14 protein-coding genes are annotated in these 15,483 nt (G+C 63.8%); 9 read left to right on the top strand and 5 right to left on the bottom strand.

The annotated features are described in order from the left end of the window. Positions 1 to 13: 13 nt before the first annotated feature. Genes dsbG through dsbD form a run of 3 tightly spaced genes read right to left on the bottom strand, consistent with a single transcriptional unit; the run spans position 14 to position 3,353 of the window. Positions 14 to 781: a thiol:disulfide interchange protein DsbG gene (dsbG, locus tag BM321_RS00915; RefSeq protein WP_092327041.1), complete on the bottom strand. Its 768-nt coding sequence runs from the start codon at positions 779 to 781 to the stop codon at positions 14 to 16. After that, positions 757 to 1,626, bottom strand: coding sequence for a TlpA family protein disulfide reductase (locus BM321_RS00920; protein ID WP_092327040.1), 870 nt, complete (start codon positions 1,624 to 1,626; stop codon positions 757 to 759). Before BM321_RS00920 ends, dsbG begins: the two co-directional genes overlap by 25 nt. Further along, entirely contained in the window at positions 1,626 to 3,353 is a 1,728-nt protein-coding gene (gene dsbD / locus BM321_RS00925; RefSeq protein ID WP_092441236.1) for a protein-disulfide reductase DsbD, read from the bottom strand. Before dsbD ends, BM321_RS00920 begins: the two co-directional genes overlap by 1 nt. 174 nt (positions 3,354 to 3,527) lie before the next feature. Here dsbD and BM321_RS00930 point away from each other — a divergent pair, with 174 nt between their 5' ends. From BM321_RS00930 to BM321_RS00950, 5 genes are all read left to right on the top strand, one after another. Continuing rightward, positions 3,528 to 4,208 (top strand): response regulator, encoded by a 681-nt coding sequence (locus BM321_RS00930; RefSeq protein ID WP_092197548.1) that lies wholly within the window; start codon positions 3,528 to 3,530, stop codon positions 4,206 to 4,208. Continuing rightward, on the top strand, positions 4,205 to 5,536 hold the full coding sequence (locus BM321_RS00935; protein WP_092441237.1) for an ATP-binding protein: 1,332 nt from the start codon (positions 4,205 to 4,207) through the stop codon (positions 5,534 to 5,536). Before BM321_RS00930 ends, BM321_RS00935 begins: the two co-directional genes overlap by 4 nt. Positions 5,537 to 5,825: 289 nt before the next feature. Further along, positions 5,826 to 6,347, top strand: coding sequence for a GNAT family N-acetyltransferase (locus BM321_RS00940; protein WP_092327034.1), 522 nt, complete (start codon positions 5,826 to 5,828; stop codon positions 6,345 to 6,347). Positions 6,348 to 6,443: 96 nt separating this feature from the next. After that, positions 6,444 to 7,856 carry an aspartate aminotransferase family protein gene (locus BM321_RS00945; RefSeq protein ID WP_092441238.1) on the top strand — a complete coding sequence of 471 codons (1,413 nt, stop codon included), beginning with the start codon at positions 6,444 to 6,446 and terminating at the stop codon, positions 7,854 to 7,856. An 84-nt stretch (positions 7,857 to 7,940) separates the two neighbouring features. After that, positions 7,941 to 8,168 carry an MbtH family protein gene (locus tag BM321_RS00950; protein ID WP_072407945.1) on the top strand — a complete coding sequence of 76 codons (228 nt, stop codon included), beginning with the start codon at positions 7,941 to 7,943 and terminating at the stop codon, positions 8,166 to 8,168. 191 nt (positions 8,169 to 8,359) lie between these two features. Here the strand turns inward: BM321_RS00950 and BM321_RS00955 are convergent, their stop codons facing one another. Beyond that, positions 8,360 to 9,256, bottom strand: coding sequence for a LysR family transcriptional regulator (locus BM321_RS00955; RefSeq protein ID WP_092441239.1), 897 nt, complete (start codon positions 9,254 to 9,256; stop codon positions 8,360 to 8,362). A 103-nt stretch (positions 9,257 to 9,359) separates the two neighbouring features. Here BM321_RS00955 and BM321_RS00960 point away from each other — a divergent pair, with 103 nt between their 5' ends. Then, a complete protein-coding gene (locus tag BM321_RS00960; protein WP_092441240.1) occupies positions 9,360 to 10,205 on the top strand; it encodes a type 1 glutamine amidotransferase domain-containing protein in 846 nt (281 codons plus the stop codon). Positions 10,206 to 10,337: 132 nt separating this feature from the next. Here the strand turns inward: BM321_RS00960 and BM321_RS00965 are convergent, their stop codons facing one another. After that, positions 10,338 to 11,156 (bottom strand): posphoenolpyruvate synthetase regulatory kinase/phosphorylase PpsR, encoded by an 819-nt coding sequence (locus BM321_RS00965; RefSeq protein ID WP_072407939.1) that lies wholly within the window; start codon positions 11,154 to 11,156, stop codon positions 10,338 to 10,340. Positions 11,157 to 11,340: 184 nt separating this feature from the next. Here BM321_RS00965 and ppsA point away from each other — a divergent pair, with 184 nt between their 5' ends. The 3 genes from ppsA (at position 11,341) to rraA (ending at position 15,480) form a co-directional block, all read left to right on the top strand. After that, positions 11,341 to 13,716, top strand: a complete 2,376-nt coding sequence (gene ppsA / locus BM321_RS00975; RefSeq protein WP_092441338.1) for a phosphoenolpyruvate synthase — start codon at positions 11,341 to 11,343, stop codon at positions 13,714 to 13,716. Positions 13,717 to 13,873: 157 nt separating this feature from the next. Continuing rightward, positions 13,874 to 14,863: an alpha/beta fold hydrolase gene (locus BM321_RS00980; protein ID WP_092441242.1), complete on the top strand. Its 990-nt coding sequence runs from the start codon at positions 13,874 to 13,876 to the stop codon at positions 14,861 to 14,863. Between the two features lie 125 nt (positions 14,864 to 14,988). Beyond that, entirely contained in the window at positions 14,989 to 15,480 is a 492-nt protein-coding gene (gene rraA, locus BM321_RS00985; RefSeq protein ID WP_047227142.1) for a ribonuclease E activity regulator RraA, read from the top strand. Positions 15,481 to 15,483: the final 3 nt, after the last annotated feature.

Consider the following 15,483-nt stretch of genomic DNA (forward strand, 5'->3'; position numbering starts at 1 on the left):
CAGTGGTTGTCGGTCACTTCGGCCCGAGAATCTTCACCAGCTTGTCCGGTGACGGCGCGCCTTGCTGCTGTTGCAGGTCGCCTTTTTCATCCAGATAGAAAATCGCCGGGGTGGCGGACAGTTCCAGTTCGTCCATCAACTGCTGGTTGGCGTCCAGTTTGGCCTGGATGGCGGGTGGTATGTCCTTGAGCGGCTTGAGCGGGCTGCCCTTGCCGGCCTTTTCATGCTCGGCCAGGGCTTTTTCCGGGTCCTTGGCGGCCAGCAAGGCGGCGGATTTACCCGGGCTGTCTTCGCGGATGATGCCCACCATGATGTGGCGCAACTGCACCTTGCCGGCCTTGACCCAAGGCCGGGCCTGTTCCCAGAACATGTTGCAGTACGGGCAGTTCGGGTCGCTGAACAGGTACACCGTGCGCGGCGCGTCCTTGTTGCCGTCGGCGATCCAGTTGCTCGCTTCCATCTTCGTCCAGATGGCCTTGGCCATCGGTGCATAGACCAGTTTTTGCAGCGGCTCGGCGCTCAGGTCCTTGCCCTCGGCGTCGTACAGGTTGCCCAGCAGAACGTGCTGCCCATCCGGGGTCAGGTACAGCGCCATGCCGCGGTTCTGGTATTGCGCCGCGTAACCGCGCAACCCGTCCGGGGCCTCGAAAGTGCCGACGATTTTCGCGCCCTTGGCTTCGATCTTCTTGATGGCCGCAGGCAACTCTTCGGCCTGGAGCAGCGGAGCCTGCGACAGTGCGGCGGCGACGGCCAGGGTCAGCAGGTGGCGGAGGCGGGGCATGGCGGTTTCCTTGTGGCGGAGTGGGGCGTCGTGGACGAATCCGGCGTTTCGAAGTTTTCCAGGGCGCGGGCCAGGCTCGCTTCCGACAATTCGCCCAGGTGGCTACCCAGCAGGCGGCCGTCGGCACTGTAGAACAGGGTGGTCGGCAGGGCCATGGAACCCACGGCCTGGCCGAGGCGGCCACTGCCATCGAATAACACGTTGGTCAGGCTCAAGCCCTGGGTGGCCAGGTAGGTGCTGACGCTTTGCATGCTTTCGGCCTGGTTGACGAACAGGAAGGTCAGGTCCGGACGCTGTTGCTGGGCTTCTTCGAGCACCGGCATTTCACGTCGGCAGGGTGGGCACCAGGTGGCCCAGAGGTTGATCACCAGCGGGCCGCCCTGGTAGTCGGTGAGCTTCACGGTCTGGCCGTCGGCGGTGCGCAGGGTGATGTCTGGCAGCCGAGTGCCTTGTTCATAAATCGTCAACGACAGGGTCGCCACCAGCCAGAACAGCAAGCCGCTGCCGACGCCGAAGCCCAATGGGCGGCGCAGGGCTGGACGGCGCCGGGCCCACAGCAAGGCGCCCATCAGCAGCGCCACGATCCCCGGCCAGGCGAGGAAACCGCCGTCCCGCAGGTCGACGATCTGCCACGGGTCGTCCCGGTAATGTTGCCAATAGGCGACGACGAAGCCGATCCGTGCGGCCAAAAGCCCCAGCAGAAACAGCACGAACAGCACCGACTCAGGGTTCTCGCCACCGCGCCTGGCCACCCGCCAGCCGACGAAGGTCGCCAGGGCCAGGGCGCTGATCAGCAACAGATGGTTAAGGGCGATGGCGAAGGTGCCCAGAGTGAACGTCAGCATCAGCGTGCGTCCCGGGTGAGGTTCCAGCGCTCCAGGAACGCCTTGGCGTCGACTTCCCCGGTGATCCGCTGGCCGCGGCGCTCTTCACCGTCGGCGCCGATCCACAGCAGACTCGGCGGCCCCGGTACCTGGTAACGGCTCAGCAACGCGCGGCTGGCGGGGCTGTCGGCGGTGACGTCGAGGCGCAGCAGGCGCACGCCTTGCAGGGCGTCCAGCACCTCGGCGCGGCCGAAGACCTGTTTCTCCATGATCTTGCAGGACACGCACCAGTCGGCGTAATAGTCCAGCAGCACCCACTGGCCCTGGGCCTTGGCGGCGTCCAGTTCCCGTTGCAGGGCGGCGGGCTCGCTGACGGTGGTGAATGTATCGTGGGCGCTGACGGTCGCGCTACCCTCGCTGCCGGCGTAGACCTTCAGGGGGTGGAAGAAATCATCGCCACCGCCCGCCGCGCCAATCACCAGCAGGCTACCCCACAGACCGAACAGCAGCGAGGCGCTGCCGCAGAGGTAGGCCATGCGGCCGAAGCCTTCGGTCTGGCGCCAGGCGCTGTAGGCGGCGATCAACAGCAGCACGCCCCACAGTCCGATCCACAGCGAGCCGTCGATGATCGGGCGAATCATCAGCAGCGCGGTGCCCAGGAACAGGAAGCCGAACACGCCCTTGAGCAGGTTCATCCAGGCGCCGGGCTTGGGCAGGAAGCGGTTGCCCACGGTCACCAGGAGCAACAGTGGCAGGCCCATGCCGATGCCCATGGTGAACAGGATCAACCCGCCGTGCAGCGCATTGCCGCTCTGGGCGATATACAGCAGGGCGCCGGCCAGCGGGGCGGTCATGCACGGGCCCACCAACAGGCCGGACAGGGCGCCGAGCACGCCGGCACCCACCAGGCTGCCACCGCGTCGCTGGCGCCCGGCGTTTTCCAGGCGGTCACGCAGCGCCGCCGGCAATTGCAACTCGAAGAAGCCGAACATCGGCAGCGCCAGCAACACGAATACGGCCGCGAAGCTGCCCAGCAGCCACGGTTGTTGCAGCAGTGCCTGGAGGTTGGCCCCCAGCAGGGCGGCGAGCACGCCCATGGCCGCATACACCAGGGCCATGCTGATCACGTAGCTGCCGGCCAAGGCCAGGCCGCGTCTCGGCCCGGCGCCGCTGCCCACCACCAGCCCGGCCAGGATCGGCAGCATCGGCAGCGAACAAGGGGTGAACGCCAGCAGCAGGCCCAGGCCGAAGAACACCAGCAGGCTCCAGCCCAAGGCTCGTTGCTGCAGGCCGCTGGCCAGGGCCTGGTCCGGCGCCTCGCCGGTCACCGCCGCCGGTGCGCTGCCGCCCAGGTCAATCACCTGGGTCTGGGGGGGATAGCACAGGCCGGCGTCGGCACAGCCCTGGAAGCCCACCTTGATCTTGCCCGTGGCATCGGCGGGGATCTTCAGTTCCAGCGCCTGGCGATAGACTTGCTGGTCGCCGAAAAACTCGTCGCTGTGGGCCTCGCCCTCCGGCAACCTGGGTTTCTGCGCCTCGGCCAGGCCATCGAACTTGAGCCGCTGCTTATACAGGTAGTACCCATCGGTAATCTGCCAGAACAGCTGCGTTTCACCGGAATCCAGGCGTTCGGAGGTCAACACGAATGCCTTTTCCACCGGCAGGAAATCGGGTTTGGTTTCGAAGGGATTGGCGGCCTGGGCCAGGCCCGAGATCAGCAGCAGCCACAGCAAAAACAATCGACGCATGGATAAAGCCTTAGAACGAAGCGAGTGGAAAACACAATGGCGAGTGGCGATTAACCGTCGATTAACCCGGCGGCGACCGGCAGGCCGCAATGATCGCCACGTTTGCCGTACTCGTCGCATAATGTCGGCTTAATCGGCCAGCGGCCTAATGTACCTTTTTCCACGGGGCTTACCATGCGCGTACTGGTCTGCGAAGACGACGAGTTGATTGCCAGCGGGATCGTCGCCGGCCTCACGGCGCAGGGCCTGACGGTCGAGCACGTGGCCACCGCATCGGCGGCGCGGGCGATGGTCGGCGTGGCGGAGTTCGATGTCATGGTGCTGGACCTGGGATTGCCCGATGAGGACGGTCTCAAGCTGCTCCGGCAATTGCGCCAGCAGGGGCTGGAGACGCCGGTGCTGATCCTCACCGCCCGTGACTCGGTGACCGACCGGGTCGATGGCTTGCAGGCCGGGGCTGACGACTATCTGCTCAAACCCTTCGACCTGCGCGAGCTTGCGGCGCGCCTGCACACATTGCTGCGGCGCGTGGCGGGGCGCAGCGTCAACCTGATCGAGCACGGTCGCCTGACCTACGACCCCAGCAGCCGGGAAACCACTCTGGACGGCCAGCCGGTGGATCTGTCCCGGCGCGAACAATCGCTGTTGCAGGCGCTCTTGCACAGTCGCGGCCGGGTGCTGTCCACCGAGCAACTCAAGGACAGCGTCTACGGGTTCAACGACGAGCTGGAAAGCAATGCCCTCAACGTCCATATCCACCACCTGCGGCGCAAGCTGGGTAACGGCATTGTCGAGACCGTGCGCGGCCTGGGCTATCGCCTGGGGCCGGCCGACGGCGGAGAACCCTCCAAGTGATGAGCCTGCGACTGCGCCTGAGCCTGACCCTCGGCGCGGCCTTCGCCCTGATCTGGGCCCTGGCCGCGGCGTGGATGCTCAGTGACCTGCGCAACCAGATGATGTTCTCCCTCGACCAGCGCCTGGTGGCGTCGGCGCGGATGGTTGCCGGGTTGCTGGAACAGATGCCGCCGTTGCCCAGCAAGGGCGAGGGCACGCACTTGAGCTCCGAGCAATTGAGCATTCCCGGCGGCATGGCCTGTCAGGTCAGTTCCTTGCGTGGCGAGATTCTGGCTCGCAGCCACGGCACCCCGGAACAGGCCCTGGAAGCCGAGAAAATGGGCTTCCACGACCAGATGATCGACGGTGCGCCCTGGCGCAGCTTCACCCTGGCCCGAGGGGACTTGCGCATCACCACCGCCGACCGCCAGATCGAGCGCGAAGCCCTGAACCTGTCGATACTGCTGGCCGCCTCGGTGCCGGTGGGCGTGGCGTTGCTCGGTTGCCTGTGCCTGTTGTGGCTGGGCATCGGCCAGGGCCTGGCGCCGCTCAATCGCATGCGCGATGCGCTGATGCGACGCAATGCCGATTCCCTGGAGCCCTTGCAGATCCACCCGCTGCCCAGCGAGTTGCGACCATTGCTGGAGACCCAGAACCAGCTGTTCCTGCGCATCGGCAAGACCATCGAGCGCGAGCGACGGCTGACCGGCGACGCCGCCCACGAGCTGCGCAGCCCGCTGACCGCCATCAAGACGCACCTGCAAGTGGCGCGCATGACCGAGGGCGCCGCCCGCGACCAATCCCTGGCCCGGGCCGAGGAGGGCGCCGACCGCATGCATCGCACACTCGAACAGTTGCTGCTGCTGGCCCGGGTCGAAGGCAGCCTGTCGTTCGACGACGGCGTGCACTGCAACGCCGAGCAGGTCGCGCGACTGGCGATCCAGGACGCGGCCAGCAGTGAGTCCCGGCGAATCAAATTGCACTTGGCCCCAGGGCTGTCCGACGCGCCGGTGCAGATGCCGGCGGTGCTCTCCATCGCCGCCTTGCGTAACCTGCTGGACAACGCCCTGCGCCATACCCCGGACGATACCGATGTGGAACTGAGCCTGGAGATGATCGGCCAGCGCGTGCGTTTCCAGGTCCGCGACCATGGCCCGGGCATCGCCGCCGACGACATCCAGCACTTGACCCAACGCTTCTGGCGCAACGGCCAGAGCACCGGCTGCGGGCTGGGGCTGGCGATCGTCCAGGCCATCGTCCAGCGTTGCGGTTGCGGCCTGCATTTCGACAGCCGCCCGGATGGGCTACGGGTCGAGTTGACCATGCCGGTGCAGGTAGTGTTTGGGTAAGTGGATGAACCTGTGGCGAGGGGATTTATCCCCGCTGGGCTGCGCAGCAGCCCCAAAAGTTGCGAACCCGCTGTGTCAGATTGATTGAGTTGTCTTCTTGAGGGCTGCTGCGCAGCCAGCGGGGATAAATCCCCTCGCCACACAGGTTCAGGCAAGTTCTAAGAACAGCGCTGTGCTCCCATACCGGGGATTTGCGTACATCTGCTGTAACGACCTGCCATTGGCGCCCTGGCCTTATCCGGGTCTATGTTTTTTTCAGCTCGACTCAAGGACTGAGGAAAACCGCGCCATGGACACCTTCATCGAAATCTGCACGGCCACGCCCAGCGATGCCGGCATCATCAGCCGGATCGCCGAACGCTCCATCCGGGTCGGGTGTGCCGCCGAACACCGCAACGACCCCACTGTCGTCGCCGCCTGGGTACGCAACAACACCCTCGCGCATATCCGCCCCTGGCTGGTCGATCCCCGCTTGCGCCTGACCCTGGCACGTTTGCAGGGGCGGCCGGCGGGTGTCGCCATGGCCTCGGCCAGTGGTCGGATCGCCTTCTGCTACGTACAGCCGGAGTCCTTCCGCCGCGGTGTCGGCCAGGCGCTGGTGCGGGACATCGAGGCCTGGCTGCGCGGGCGCGGGGTGGCCCGGGTGCGCCTCAACAGCACCCGTAGCAGCCAGGCGTTCTATCGACACCTGGGGTTCGAGCAAAGCGCCGACGCCTTCGCCATCGGCGGGGTCAAGGCCATTGCGATGCACAAGCCATTGATCGCGCCACAGGAGAAAGTGCTGCCCGCGAGTAAATCCCCCCGTGGCTGATGCGTTTCCACAACAGGAAACCTGCATGTGCGCCCCGACCGGATGCGCACCTGCCCGGTGTGTCGTTTGGGTCACCACGTACTGCGGGGTCGAGAGATGTCAGTCGCCAACAGCCTTATCGAAGCACAGCCGGCCCGGGTCAGCCCCGTGCCGGCCGAGACGCTCTACCAGTTCAATGAGTCGCCGCTGCTGGCTCGCCAGAGTCGGCAGGAGTCCAATGCCCGCAGCTATCCACGGCGCATCCCCCTGGCGCTCAAGCGCGCCAAGGGGTTGTATGTCGAGGACGTCGAGGGGCGCACCTTCATCGATTGCCTGGCCGGCGCCGGCACGCTGGCGCTGGGGCATAACCACCCGGTGGTGATCGAGGCGATCCAGCAGGTGTTGGCCGACGAGCTGCCGTTGCACACCCTGGACCTGACCACGCCGGTCAAGGACCGCTTCGTCCAGGACCTGTTCGGCCTGTTGCCGGTAGAGCTGGCCGCCGAGGCGAAGATCCAGTTCTGCGGGCCCACCGGTACCGATGCGGTGGAAGCCGCCCTCAAGCTGGTGCGTACCGCGACCGGACGCAGCACGGTGCTGTCGTTCCAGGGCGGTTATCACGGCATGAGTCAGGGGGCATTGAGCCTGATGGGCAGCCTGGGGCCGAAGAAACCCTTGGGCGCCTTGCTCAGCAGCGGCGTGCAGTTCATGCCATACCCCTACGATTACCGCTGCCCGTTCGGGCTGGGCGGTGTCGAGGGCGTGAAGGCCAACCTGCATTACCTGGAAAACCTGCTGAACGACCCGGAGGCCGGCGTGCAATTGCCGGCGGCGGTTATCGTCGAAGTGGTGCAGGGCGAGGGCGGAGTCATTCCCGCCGACCTGGACTGGCTGCGCGGCTTGCGGCGGATCACCGAGCAGGCAGGGGTGGCGTTGATCGTCGACGAAATCCAGAGCGGTTTCGGCCGTACCGGCAAGATGTTTGCCTTCGAACATGCCGGGATCATCCCGGACGTGGTGGTGTTGTCCAAGGCCATTGGCGGCAGCCTGCCGCTGGCGGTGGTGGTTTACCGCGACTGGCTCGACACCTGGTTGCCGGGCGCTCACGCCGGGACCTTCCGTGGCAATCAGATGGCCATGGCCGCCGGCTCCGCGGTCATGCGCTACCTGCGTGAGCACGACCTGCCGGCCCATGCGGCGGCCATGGGCGAACGCCTGAGCGAGCACCTGCACATCCTGCAGCGGGACTTCCCGCAACTGGGCGATATTCGCGGTCGCGGGCTGATGCTCGGTGTCGAGTTGGTGGACCCGGCGGGCAAGCCGGACGCCCTGGGCCATCCGCCAGTGCATGCCCAGCTGGCGCCACGGTTGCAACGCGAATGCCTCAAGCGCGGGCTGATCCTGGAGCTGGGCGGCCGCCAGGGCGGCGTGGTGCGGTTCCTGCCACCGTTGATCATCACCCGGGCCGAAATCGACCGGGTCGCCGAGATTTTCGGGCGAGCCCTGCATGCGGCGGTCAAAGACAGCTAATTTTTACCCGGCCCCGTACGTTCCTTTCATATCCTGGCTGCGCATGTGACGCAGCGAACCTCGAGCAAAGATGGAGAGACACCCATGACTTCAGTATTCGACCGCGAGGACATCGTCTTTCAGGTCGTGGTCAACCACGAAGAGCAATATTCGATCTGGCCAGACTACAAAGCCATCCCCGAGGGCTGGCGTACCGTCGGTAAAAGCGGCTTCAAGAAGGAGTGCCTGGCCTACATCGAAGAAGTCTGGACCGACATGCGCCCGCTGAGCCTGCGCAAGAAAATGGACGAGCAGGCGGCTGCGGCCCACTGAATGTAGAGCCTGTGGCAGCAAGCAAGCTTTCCACAGGAAGGCTGCGGGAGAATACAAATCCTGCAGTCACATCAGAACCCCTGTGGGAGCGAGCTTGCTCGCGATAGCGGTGGATCGGCAACATTGATGCCCGCTGACACTCCGCAATCGCGAGCAAGCTCGCTCCCACAGAGGCCGGCCGGCGTTACCAGCTATTGCTCGATCAAAAAATCAATCAACGCCCGTGCCGCCGCCGGCAATTGCCGATGGGGCGGGTAGATGATTGAAAAGGGTCGGCTGCGCCCGCCAAAGTCCTCCAGCAAAGCCACCAGTTCCCCACGCTCGATTCGCTCCCGGACAATGAATTCATAGGTCTGGCAGATCCCCATCCCGGTCTGTGCCAGGGACACGATGCCCAATACATCATCGGACACTTGCACAGTGCCCGTCGGCAGCCATTCCCGTTCTTCATGATTGTCGCGAAACAGCCAGGGTGCGATGCGTCCGCTGCTGGGCATTACGAAAGGCAGGCAGGCGTGGGCAGCCAGTTCATCGACGTGCCGGGGCGTTCCGTTGCGCTCCAGGTAATGCGGCGCGGCCACCAGGCAAAGGCGGGCGTCTTCGAGCTTGCGCCCGACCAGGCCGCTGTCCGGCAGCGGCCCAAGGCGGATCGCCAGGTCATACCCCTCGGCCACCAGATCGACATTGCGGTTGGTGATACTCAGCTCGACCCGAACTTGCGGGTAAGTCTCGGCGAAACGCGACAGCAGCGATGGCAGGCGGTAATGACCGTAGGTGGTCGGCACGCTCAAGCGCACGCGACCGGTCAAGACACCGTCCTGGCCCTGGATTCGCCGCTCGGCGTCGTCAATCAGGGCAAAGGCCGAGCGCGACTGTTCCAGGTACAACGTGCCGGCATCGGTCAGGTTCAGCCGCCGGGTCGTGCGTCGTAACAGTTGCACCCCGAGCCGGGCTTCGAGGCGGGAGATGGCGCGGCTCAGGACCGAAGGCGTGGTGCCCAGCGCCACGGCACCGGCGCTGAGCGTGCCTTTTTCCACGACCGTGACGAAGGCTTCCACGTCGGCCAGGTAATCGAATCGACGGGCCATTGTTGCCTCCAGAGGCCAAGTGATGTTCCGGTGCGCCAGTTTATCGCCGGTGAACGCATCAATACAGTGAGCGCATCTTTTATCGAAACAGCCTGGAGTCATCATGAAAAAGCTCACGACCTTGGCAACGTCTGTTGTTCTGGCGGGTATTGGCGCCGCGGCCCATGCCGATAACGTGCTGGTGGTCCTGTCGGATTCCGATCATCTGGATCTGAACAAGGGCAAGGTCTTCTCCACCGGGTTTTACCTCAACGAATTGCTGCAACCGGTGAAGCTGTTGCTGGATGCCGGTCACCACGTGACGTTCGCCACCCCACAGGGCAAGGCGCCGACGCTGGACCGGTCCTCGGTGGACAAGATGTACTTCAACAATGATCCGGCGGAGCTGGAGCGCTACCAGGCGTTGCTGGCTCAACTGAACATCACTTCGGCCAAGGACTCACCGGTGATCAGCCTGGCCCGTGTCGAGCAGATCGGTCTGGAACAGTTCGATGCCCTGTACATTCCCGGCGGGCATGCGCCCATGCAGGATTTGCTCACGAGCGCACCGCTGGGGCGGGTGTTGACGCACTTCCATGACCAGGGCAAGACCACCGCGCTGGTCTGCCACGGGCCGATCGCCTTGCTGTCGACCCTGCCTGATGCCAAGGGCTTCGTTGGCCAGTTGGCTAGCAAAGGCCAGGCCTCGGCCAAGGCCGGCTGGATCTATGCCGGGTACAGGATGACGGTGATCAGCAATCAGGAAGAAGAGTTGGCCAAGGGGCTGCTGGGCGGCGGGAGCATGAAATTCTACCCACAGACCGCGTTGCAGCAGGCTGGCGGGCAGTACAGCAGCAACACCACGCCGTGGACGTCCCATGTGGTGACGGATCGGGAACTGATTACCGGCCAGAACCCGGCCTCGGCGCTGGCGGTGGGGCAGGCGTTGGTTGAGCGGTTGAAACCCTAGGCCGGAAGACTTCCTATCCCTTGTGGGAGCGAGCTTGCTCGCGATGACGGAGTGTCAGCCAACATTGATCTTGCTGACCCGCCGCAATCGCGAGCAAGCTCGCTCCCACAGGTTTTCCGGCACACCGTCTGGTTATTTGAACCGCCGCTCCACCCCTTTCTCCACCAGGATCTTCGCCGAAATCTCTTCCACGGAAAAATGCGTGGAGTTGATATGGGGAATGTTCTCCCGCCGGAACAGGTTTTCCACCTCGCGCACTTCGAACTCGCACTGGGCGTAGCTTGAGTAACGGCTGTTGGGCTTGCGCTCGTTGCGGATCGCCGTGAGGCGGTCCGGGTCGATGGTCAGGCCGAACAGCTTGTGCTGGTGGGCGCGCAGGGCGCTGGGCAGTTGCAGGCGCTCCATGTCGTCTTCGGTCAGCGGATAGTTGGCCGCGCGGATGCCGAATTGCATCGCCATGTACAGGCACGTCGGTGTCTTACCACAACGCGACACGCCCACTAGGATCAGGTCGGCCTTGTCGTAATAATGCGTGCGGGCGCCGTCATCGTTGTCCAGCGCGAAGTTGACCGCCTCGATCCGCTCCATGTAGTTGGAGTTGTGGCCAATGGAATGGGACTTGCCGACCGAGTAGGAGGAATGCTCGCTCAGTTCCTGTTCCAGGGGCGCCAGGAAGGTGGAAAAAATGTCGATCATGAAACCATTGGACGTTGCGAGAATCTCACGGATGTCCTGATTGACGATGGTATCGAAGATGATCGGGCGAAAACCGTCGGTTTCGGCGGCTTTATTGATTTGCTGTACCATGGCCCGCGCCTTGTCGACGCTGTCTATGTACGGACGTGTCATCTTGGCGAAGGTAATGTTTTCGAACTGTGCCAACAGGCTTTGGCCTAGCGTTTCGGCCGTGATGCCGGTGCCGTCGGAGATAAAGAAAGCAGATCGTTTCATTTGCGCCTTGGGCCTTAAGCTAGTGAGCTAGTGACGATTCTTGGATATGATAGGCGCGATTTGCCGGCCGCCAGTGGCCTGCATTCTCACTTATTTTCCAGGTCCAGGCCATATCGCCGGCAGGCGCTCCCCTGGAGCCGTCGGTGCCTTGAGCTTTTCCAACACAGTCAGTGGAGAGATCACCTTGGTAGAGTACGTAGTTTCCCTCGATAAGCTCGGCGTCCATGATGTGGAGCATGTGGGGGGCAAGAACGCATCCCTGGGCGAGATGATCAGCAACCTCGCCGGTGCTGGCGTATCGGTGCCAGGTGGCTTCGCCACGACCGCCCAGGCTTATCGTGATTTCCTGGAACTGAGCGGCCTGAACAAGCAGATCCACGATGCGCTCGATGCCCTGGACGTCGATGACGTCAATGCCCTGGCCAAGACCGGTGCCCAGATCCGTCAATGGATCATGGAAGCCGAGTTCCCCGAGAAACTGAACGCCCAGATCCGCACCGCTTTCGCCAAGCTGTCCGAAGGCAATCCGGATATCGCCGTCGCCGTGCGTTCCTCGGCCACCGCCGAAGACCTGCCGGATGCCTCCTTCGCCGGCCAGCAGGAAACCTTCCTGAACATTCGTGGCGTGGAAAACGTCATTCGTGCCGCCAAGGAAGTCTTCGCCTCCCTTTTCAACGACCGTGCCATTTCCTACCGCGTGCACCAGGGCTTCGACCACAAGCTGGTCGCCCTGTCCGCCGGTGTGCAGCGCATGGTCCGCTCCGAAACCGGCACCGCCGGCGTGATGTTCACCCTCGACACCGAGTCTGGCTTCCGTGACGTGGTGTTCATCACCGGCGCCTACGGCCTGGGTGAAACCGTCGTGCAGGGCGCGGTGAACCCTGATGAGTTCTACGTTCACAAGGGCACGCTGCAAGCCGGTCGCCCGGCCATCCTGCGCCGCAACCTGGGCAGCAAGGCCATCAAGATGATCTACGGCGACGAAGCCAAGGCCGGTCGCTCGGTGAAGACCGTCGAGGTGGACAAGGCCGAGCGCGCGCGTTTCTGCCTGACCGACGCCGAAGTCAGCGAGCTGGCCAAGCAGGCGATGATCATCGAGCAGCACTACAAGTGCCCGATGGACATCGAGTGGGCCAAGGACGGTGACGACGGCAAGCTGTATATCGTGCAGGCTCGTCCGGAAACCGTGAAAAGCCGCACCCAGGCCAACGTCATGGAGCGCTACCTGCTCAAGGAAACCGGCACCGTGCTGGTGGAAGGCCGGGCCATTGGCCAGCGCATTGGCGCGGGCAAGGTGCGGATCATCAAGGACGTCTCGGAGATGGACAAGGTCCAGGCCGGCGACGTACTGGTCTCCGACATGACCGACCCGGACTGGGAACCGGTGATGAAGCGCGCCAGCGCCATCGTCACCAACCGCGGCGGGCGTACCTGCCACGCGGCGATCATCGCCCGTGAACTGGGGATCCCGGCAGTGGTCGGTTGCGGCAACGCCACCCAACTGCTCAAGGACGGCCAGGGCGTGACCGTTTCCTGCGCCGAAGGCGACACCGGCTACATCTTCGAGGGCGAACTGGGCTTCGACATCAAGAAGAACTCCGTGGACGCCATGCCGGAGCTGCCGTTCAAGATCATGATGAACGTCGGCAACCCGGACCGCGCCTTCGACTTCGCACAGTTGCCGAACGCCGGTGTGGGCCTGGCCCGCCTGGAGTTCATCATCAATCGCATGATCGGCGTGCACCCCAAGGCACTGCTGAACTACGACGGCCTGCCCCAGGACATCAAGGACAGCGTCGACAAGCGCATTGCCGGCTACGACGATCCGGTCGGTTTCTACGTCGAGAAGCTGGTGGAAGGCATCAGCACCCTGGCGGCGGCGTTCTGGCCGAAAAAGGTCATCGTGCGCCTGTCGGACTTCAAGTCCAACGAATACGCCAACCTGATCGGCGGCAAGCTCTACGAGCCGGAAGAAGAGAACCCGATGCTGGGCTTCCGCGGTGCGTCGCGCTACATCAGCGAATCGTTCCGCGACTGCTTCGAACTCGAGTGCCGCGCCCTCAAGCGCGTGCGCAACGAGATGGGCCTGACCAACGTCGAGATCATGGTGCCGTTCGTGCGGACCCTGGGCGAAGCGAGCCAGGTCGTCGACCTGCTGGCGGAAAACGGCCTGGCCCGTGGCGACAATGGCCTGCGCGTGATCATGATGTGCGAACTGCCGTCCAACGCCATCCTGGCTGAAGAGTTCCTCGAGTTCTTCGACGGTTTCTCCATCGGTTCCAACGACCTGACCCAGCTGACCCTGGGGCTGGACCGCGATTCCGGGATCATCGCCCACCTGTTCGACGAGCGGAACCCGGCGGTCAAGAAGCTGCTGGCCAATGCCATCGCCGCCTGCAACAAGGCTGGCAAGTACATCGGCATCTGCGGCCAGGGTCCTTCGGACCACCCGGACCTGGCCAAGTGGCTGATGGAGCAGGGCATCGAAAGCGTTTCGTTGAACCCCGACTCCGTGCTGGAAACCTGGTTCTTCCTGGCCGAGGGCCAGGCGGCGGTCTGATCGAGTGAAGGGGCCTCACCGGTAATGTAAGCCGGGTCACCTTTGTGGGAGCGAGCTTGCTCGCGATAGCGGCGTGTCAGCCAAGATTATTTTGCTGATCCATCGCAATCGCGAGCAAGCTCGCTCCCACAGTCGTCTTTTTTTGTGCAAGAAGATTATGCAAAGCAGCAGCAACCTTTTTCCTGTCGCCCTGATCAGCGCCGAGCGGCGCGGTGATCTGAGCGAAGATGTCTATCGCTTGAAACCCGGCAACAGCCCGGACGCCAGTGTCGAATTGGCCGTCACCCGGCTGGGTATGGCCGACGCGGGTGAAACCCGTGGTGTCCCGGTGATCCTGTTGCACGGCAGTTTCTCCAACCGGCGCTTCTGGTATTCACCCAAGGGCCTGGGCCTGGGGGCGTACCTTGCACGCCTGGGATTCGACGTGTGGATTCCCGAGATGCGCGGCCATGGCCTCTCTCAGCGCAACCAGGGCTATCGTCACAATCGGGTGGCCGACTACGCCCGCTACGACTTGCCGGCCATTGGCGCCTTCGTGCGTGAGCAGAGCGGGCAGGTGCCCCACTGGATCGGCCACTCCCTGGGGGGCATCACCCTGGCGGCAGCCTTGGGCGGCCACTACCTGGGCGAGCCTGCCGTGGCGTCGGCGGCATTTTTCGGCACCCAGGTCAGCCGCACCTACTGGCCACTGAAGATCCCTCCGGTGGAATGGAGTGGCCGCTTCATTCTCAAACGCTTTGCCCAATTGTCCGGCTCAAGGCTCAAGCGCGGCCCCGAGGACGAGCCCATCGGCCTGGCCCTGGAAAGCATGCGTTGGTACGGTTTGTTCGGACGTTTCGGCGATGCCGAGAAGAACTGGTGGGCCGGGTTGGCCGATGTCCAGTTGCCTGTGCTGGCGGTGAGTGCCGCGGGTGATCATCAGGACCCGACCTGGGCTTGCCGTAAACTTTTCGATCAGATCGGCTCGGTGCACAAGCAGTTTGTCTGCCTGGGCCGGGGACAGGGTTTCACAGACGATTTCGGTCATGTGGAGATGCTGGTCAGCAAGGCCGCTCACCTTGAGGTCTGGCCGTTGGTGGCGCGTTGGCTCGAGGATCAACAGGCCCCCCTGCTGGCAGGACAGCCCCAGTTGGCCGAGGCGGTTTGAGGCAAGGCTCTGACGAGGGCATTTCGTTCCGGTCGGCTTGCGGCTAAGATATGACGCTTCACGCAGTTCCAGTCACAAACGGTTGCTTATTCAGTCTGACGTTCCAGCCTTTCAGGAGTTGTTCGATGAACCATTACCTCACGCCCGACCTGTGCGACGCCTACCCGGAACTGGTGCAGGTGTTGGAACCGATGTTCAGCAATTTCGGTGGCCGCGATTCCTTCGGCGGCGAAATCGTGACCATCAAGTGCTTCGAGGACAACTCGCTGGTCAAGGAGCAGGTTGAACTCAAGGGCAACGGCAAGGTGCTGGTGGTCGACGGCGGCGGTTCCCTGCGCCGGGCACTGCTGGGGGACATGCTGGCGGAAAAAGCCGCGAAAAATGGCTGGGAAGGGCTGGTGATCTACGGTTGCATCCGCGACGTCGACGTCATCGCCCAGACCGACCTCGGCGTCCAGGCCTTGGCCAGCCATCCGATGAAGACCGACAAGCGCGGCATCGGCGATCTCAATGTGGCGGTGACCTTTGCCGGCGTGACGTTCCGCCCGGGCGAGTATGTCTACGCCGACAACAACGGCGTGATCGTTTCGCCAAGCCCGCTGAAAATGCCTGAATGAAGC

Origin of the sequence: Pseudomonas sp. NFIX10 (genome assembly GCF_900111955.1) — a bacterium.
Classification (GTDB): Bacteria; Pseudomonadota; Gammaproteobacteria; order Pseudomonadales; family Pseudomonadaceae; genus Aquipseudomonas; species Aquipseudomonas fluorescens_AA.

Excerpts from the sequence above, each read along its gene's own strand:
- BM321_RS00955 (WP_092441239.1), bottom strand. The coding sequence starts at position 9,256 with ATGGCCCGTCGATTCGATTACCTGGCCGACGTGGAAGCCTTCGTCACG.
- BM321_RS00980 (WP_092441242.1), top strand. The coding sequence starts at position 13,874 with ATGCAAAGCAGCAGCAACCTTTTTCCTGTCGCCCTGATCAGCGCCGAG.
- dsbG (WP_092327041.1), bottom strand. The coding sequence starts at position 781 with ATGCCCCGCCTCCGCCACCTGCTGACCCTGGCCGTCGCCGCCGCACTG.
- BM321_RS00960 (WP_092441240.1), top strand. The coding sequence starts at position 9,360 with ATGAAAAAGCTCACGACCTTGGCAACGTCTGTTGTTCTGGCGGGTATT.
- BM321_RS00940 (WP_092327034.1), top strand. The coding sequence starts at position 5,826 with ATGGACACCTTCATCGAAATCTGCACGGCCACGCCCAGCGATGCCGGC.
- BM321_RS00920 (WP_092327040.1), bottom strand. The coding sequence starts at position 1,626 with ATGCTGACGTTCACTCTGGGCACCTTCGCCATCGCCCTTAACCATCTG.
- rraA (WP_047227142.1), top strand. The coding sequence starts at position 14,989 with ATGAACCATTACCTCACGCCCGACCTGTGCGACGCCTACCCGGAACTG.
- BM321_RS00945 (WP_092441238.1), top strand. The coding sequence starts at position 6,444 with ATGTCAGTCGCCAACAGCCTTATCGAAGCACAGCCGGCCCGGGTCAGC.
- BM321_RS00930 (WP_092197548.1), top strand. The coding sequence starts at position 3,528 with ATGCGCGTACTGGTCTGCGAAGACGACGAGTTGATTGCCAGCGGGATC.
- BM321_RS00950 (WP_072407945.1), top strand. The coding sequence starts at position 7,941 with ATGACTTCAGTATTCGACCGCGAGGACATCGTCTTTCAGGTCGTGGTC.
- BM321_RS00965 (WP_072407939.1), bottom strand. The coding sequence starts at position 11,156 with ATGAAACGATCTGCTTTCTTTATCTCCGACGGCACCGGCATCACGGCC.
- dsbD (WP_092441236.1), bottom strand. The coding sequence starts at position 3,353 with ATGCGTCGATTGTTTTTGCTGTGGCTGCTGCTGATCTCGGGCCTGGCC.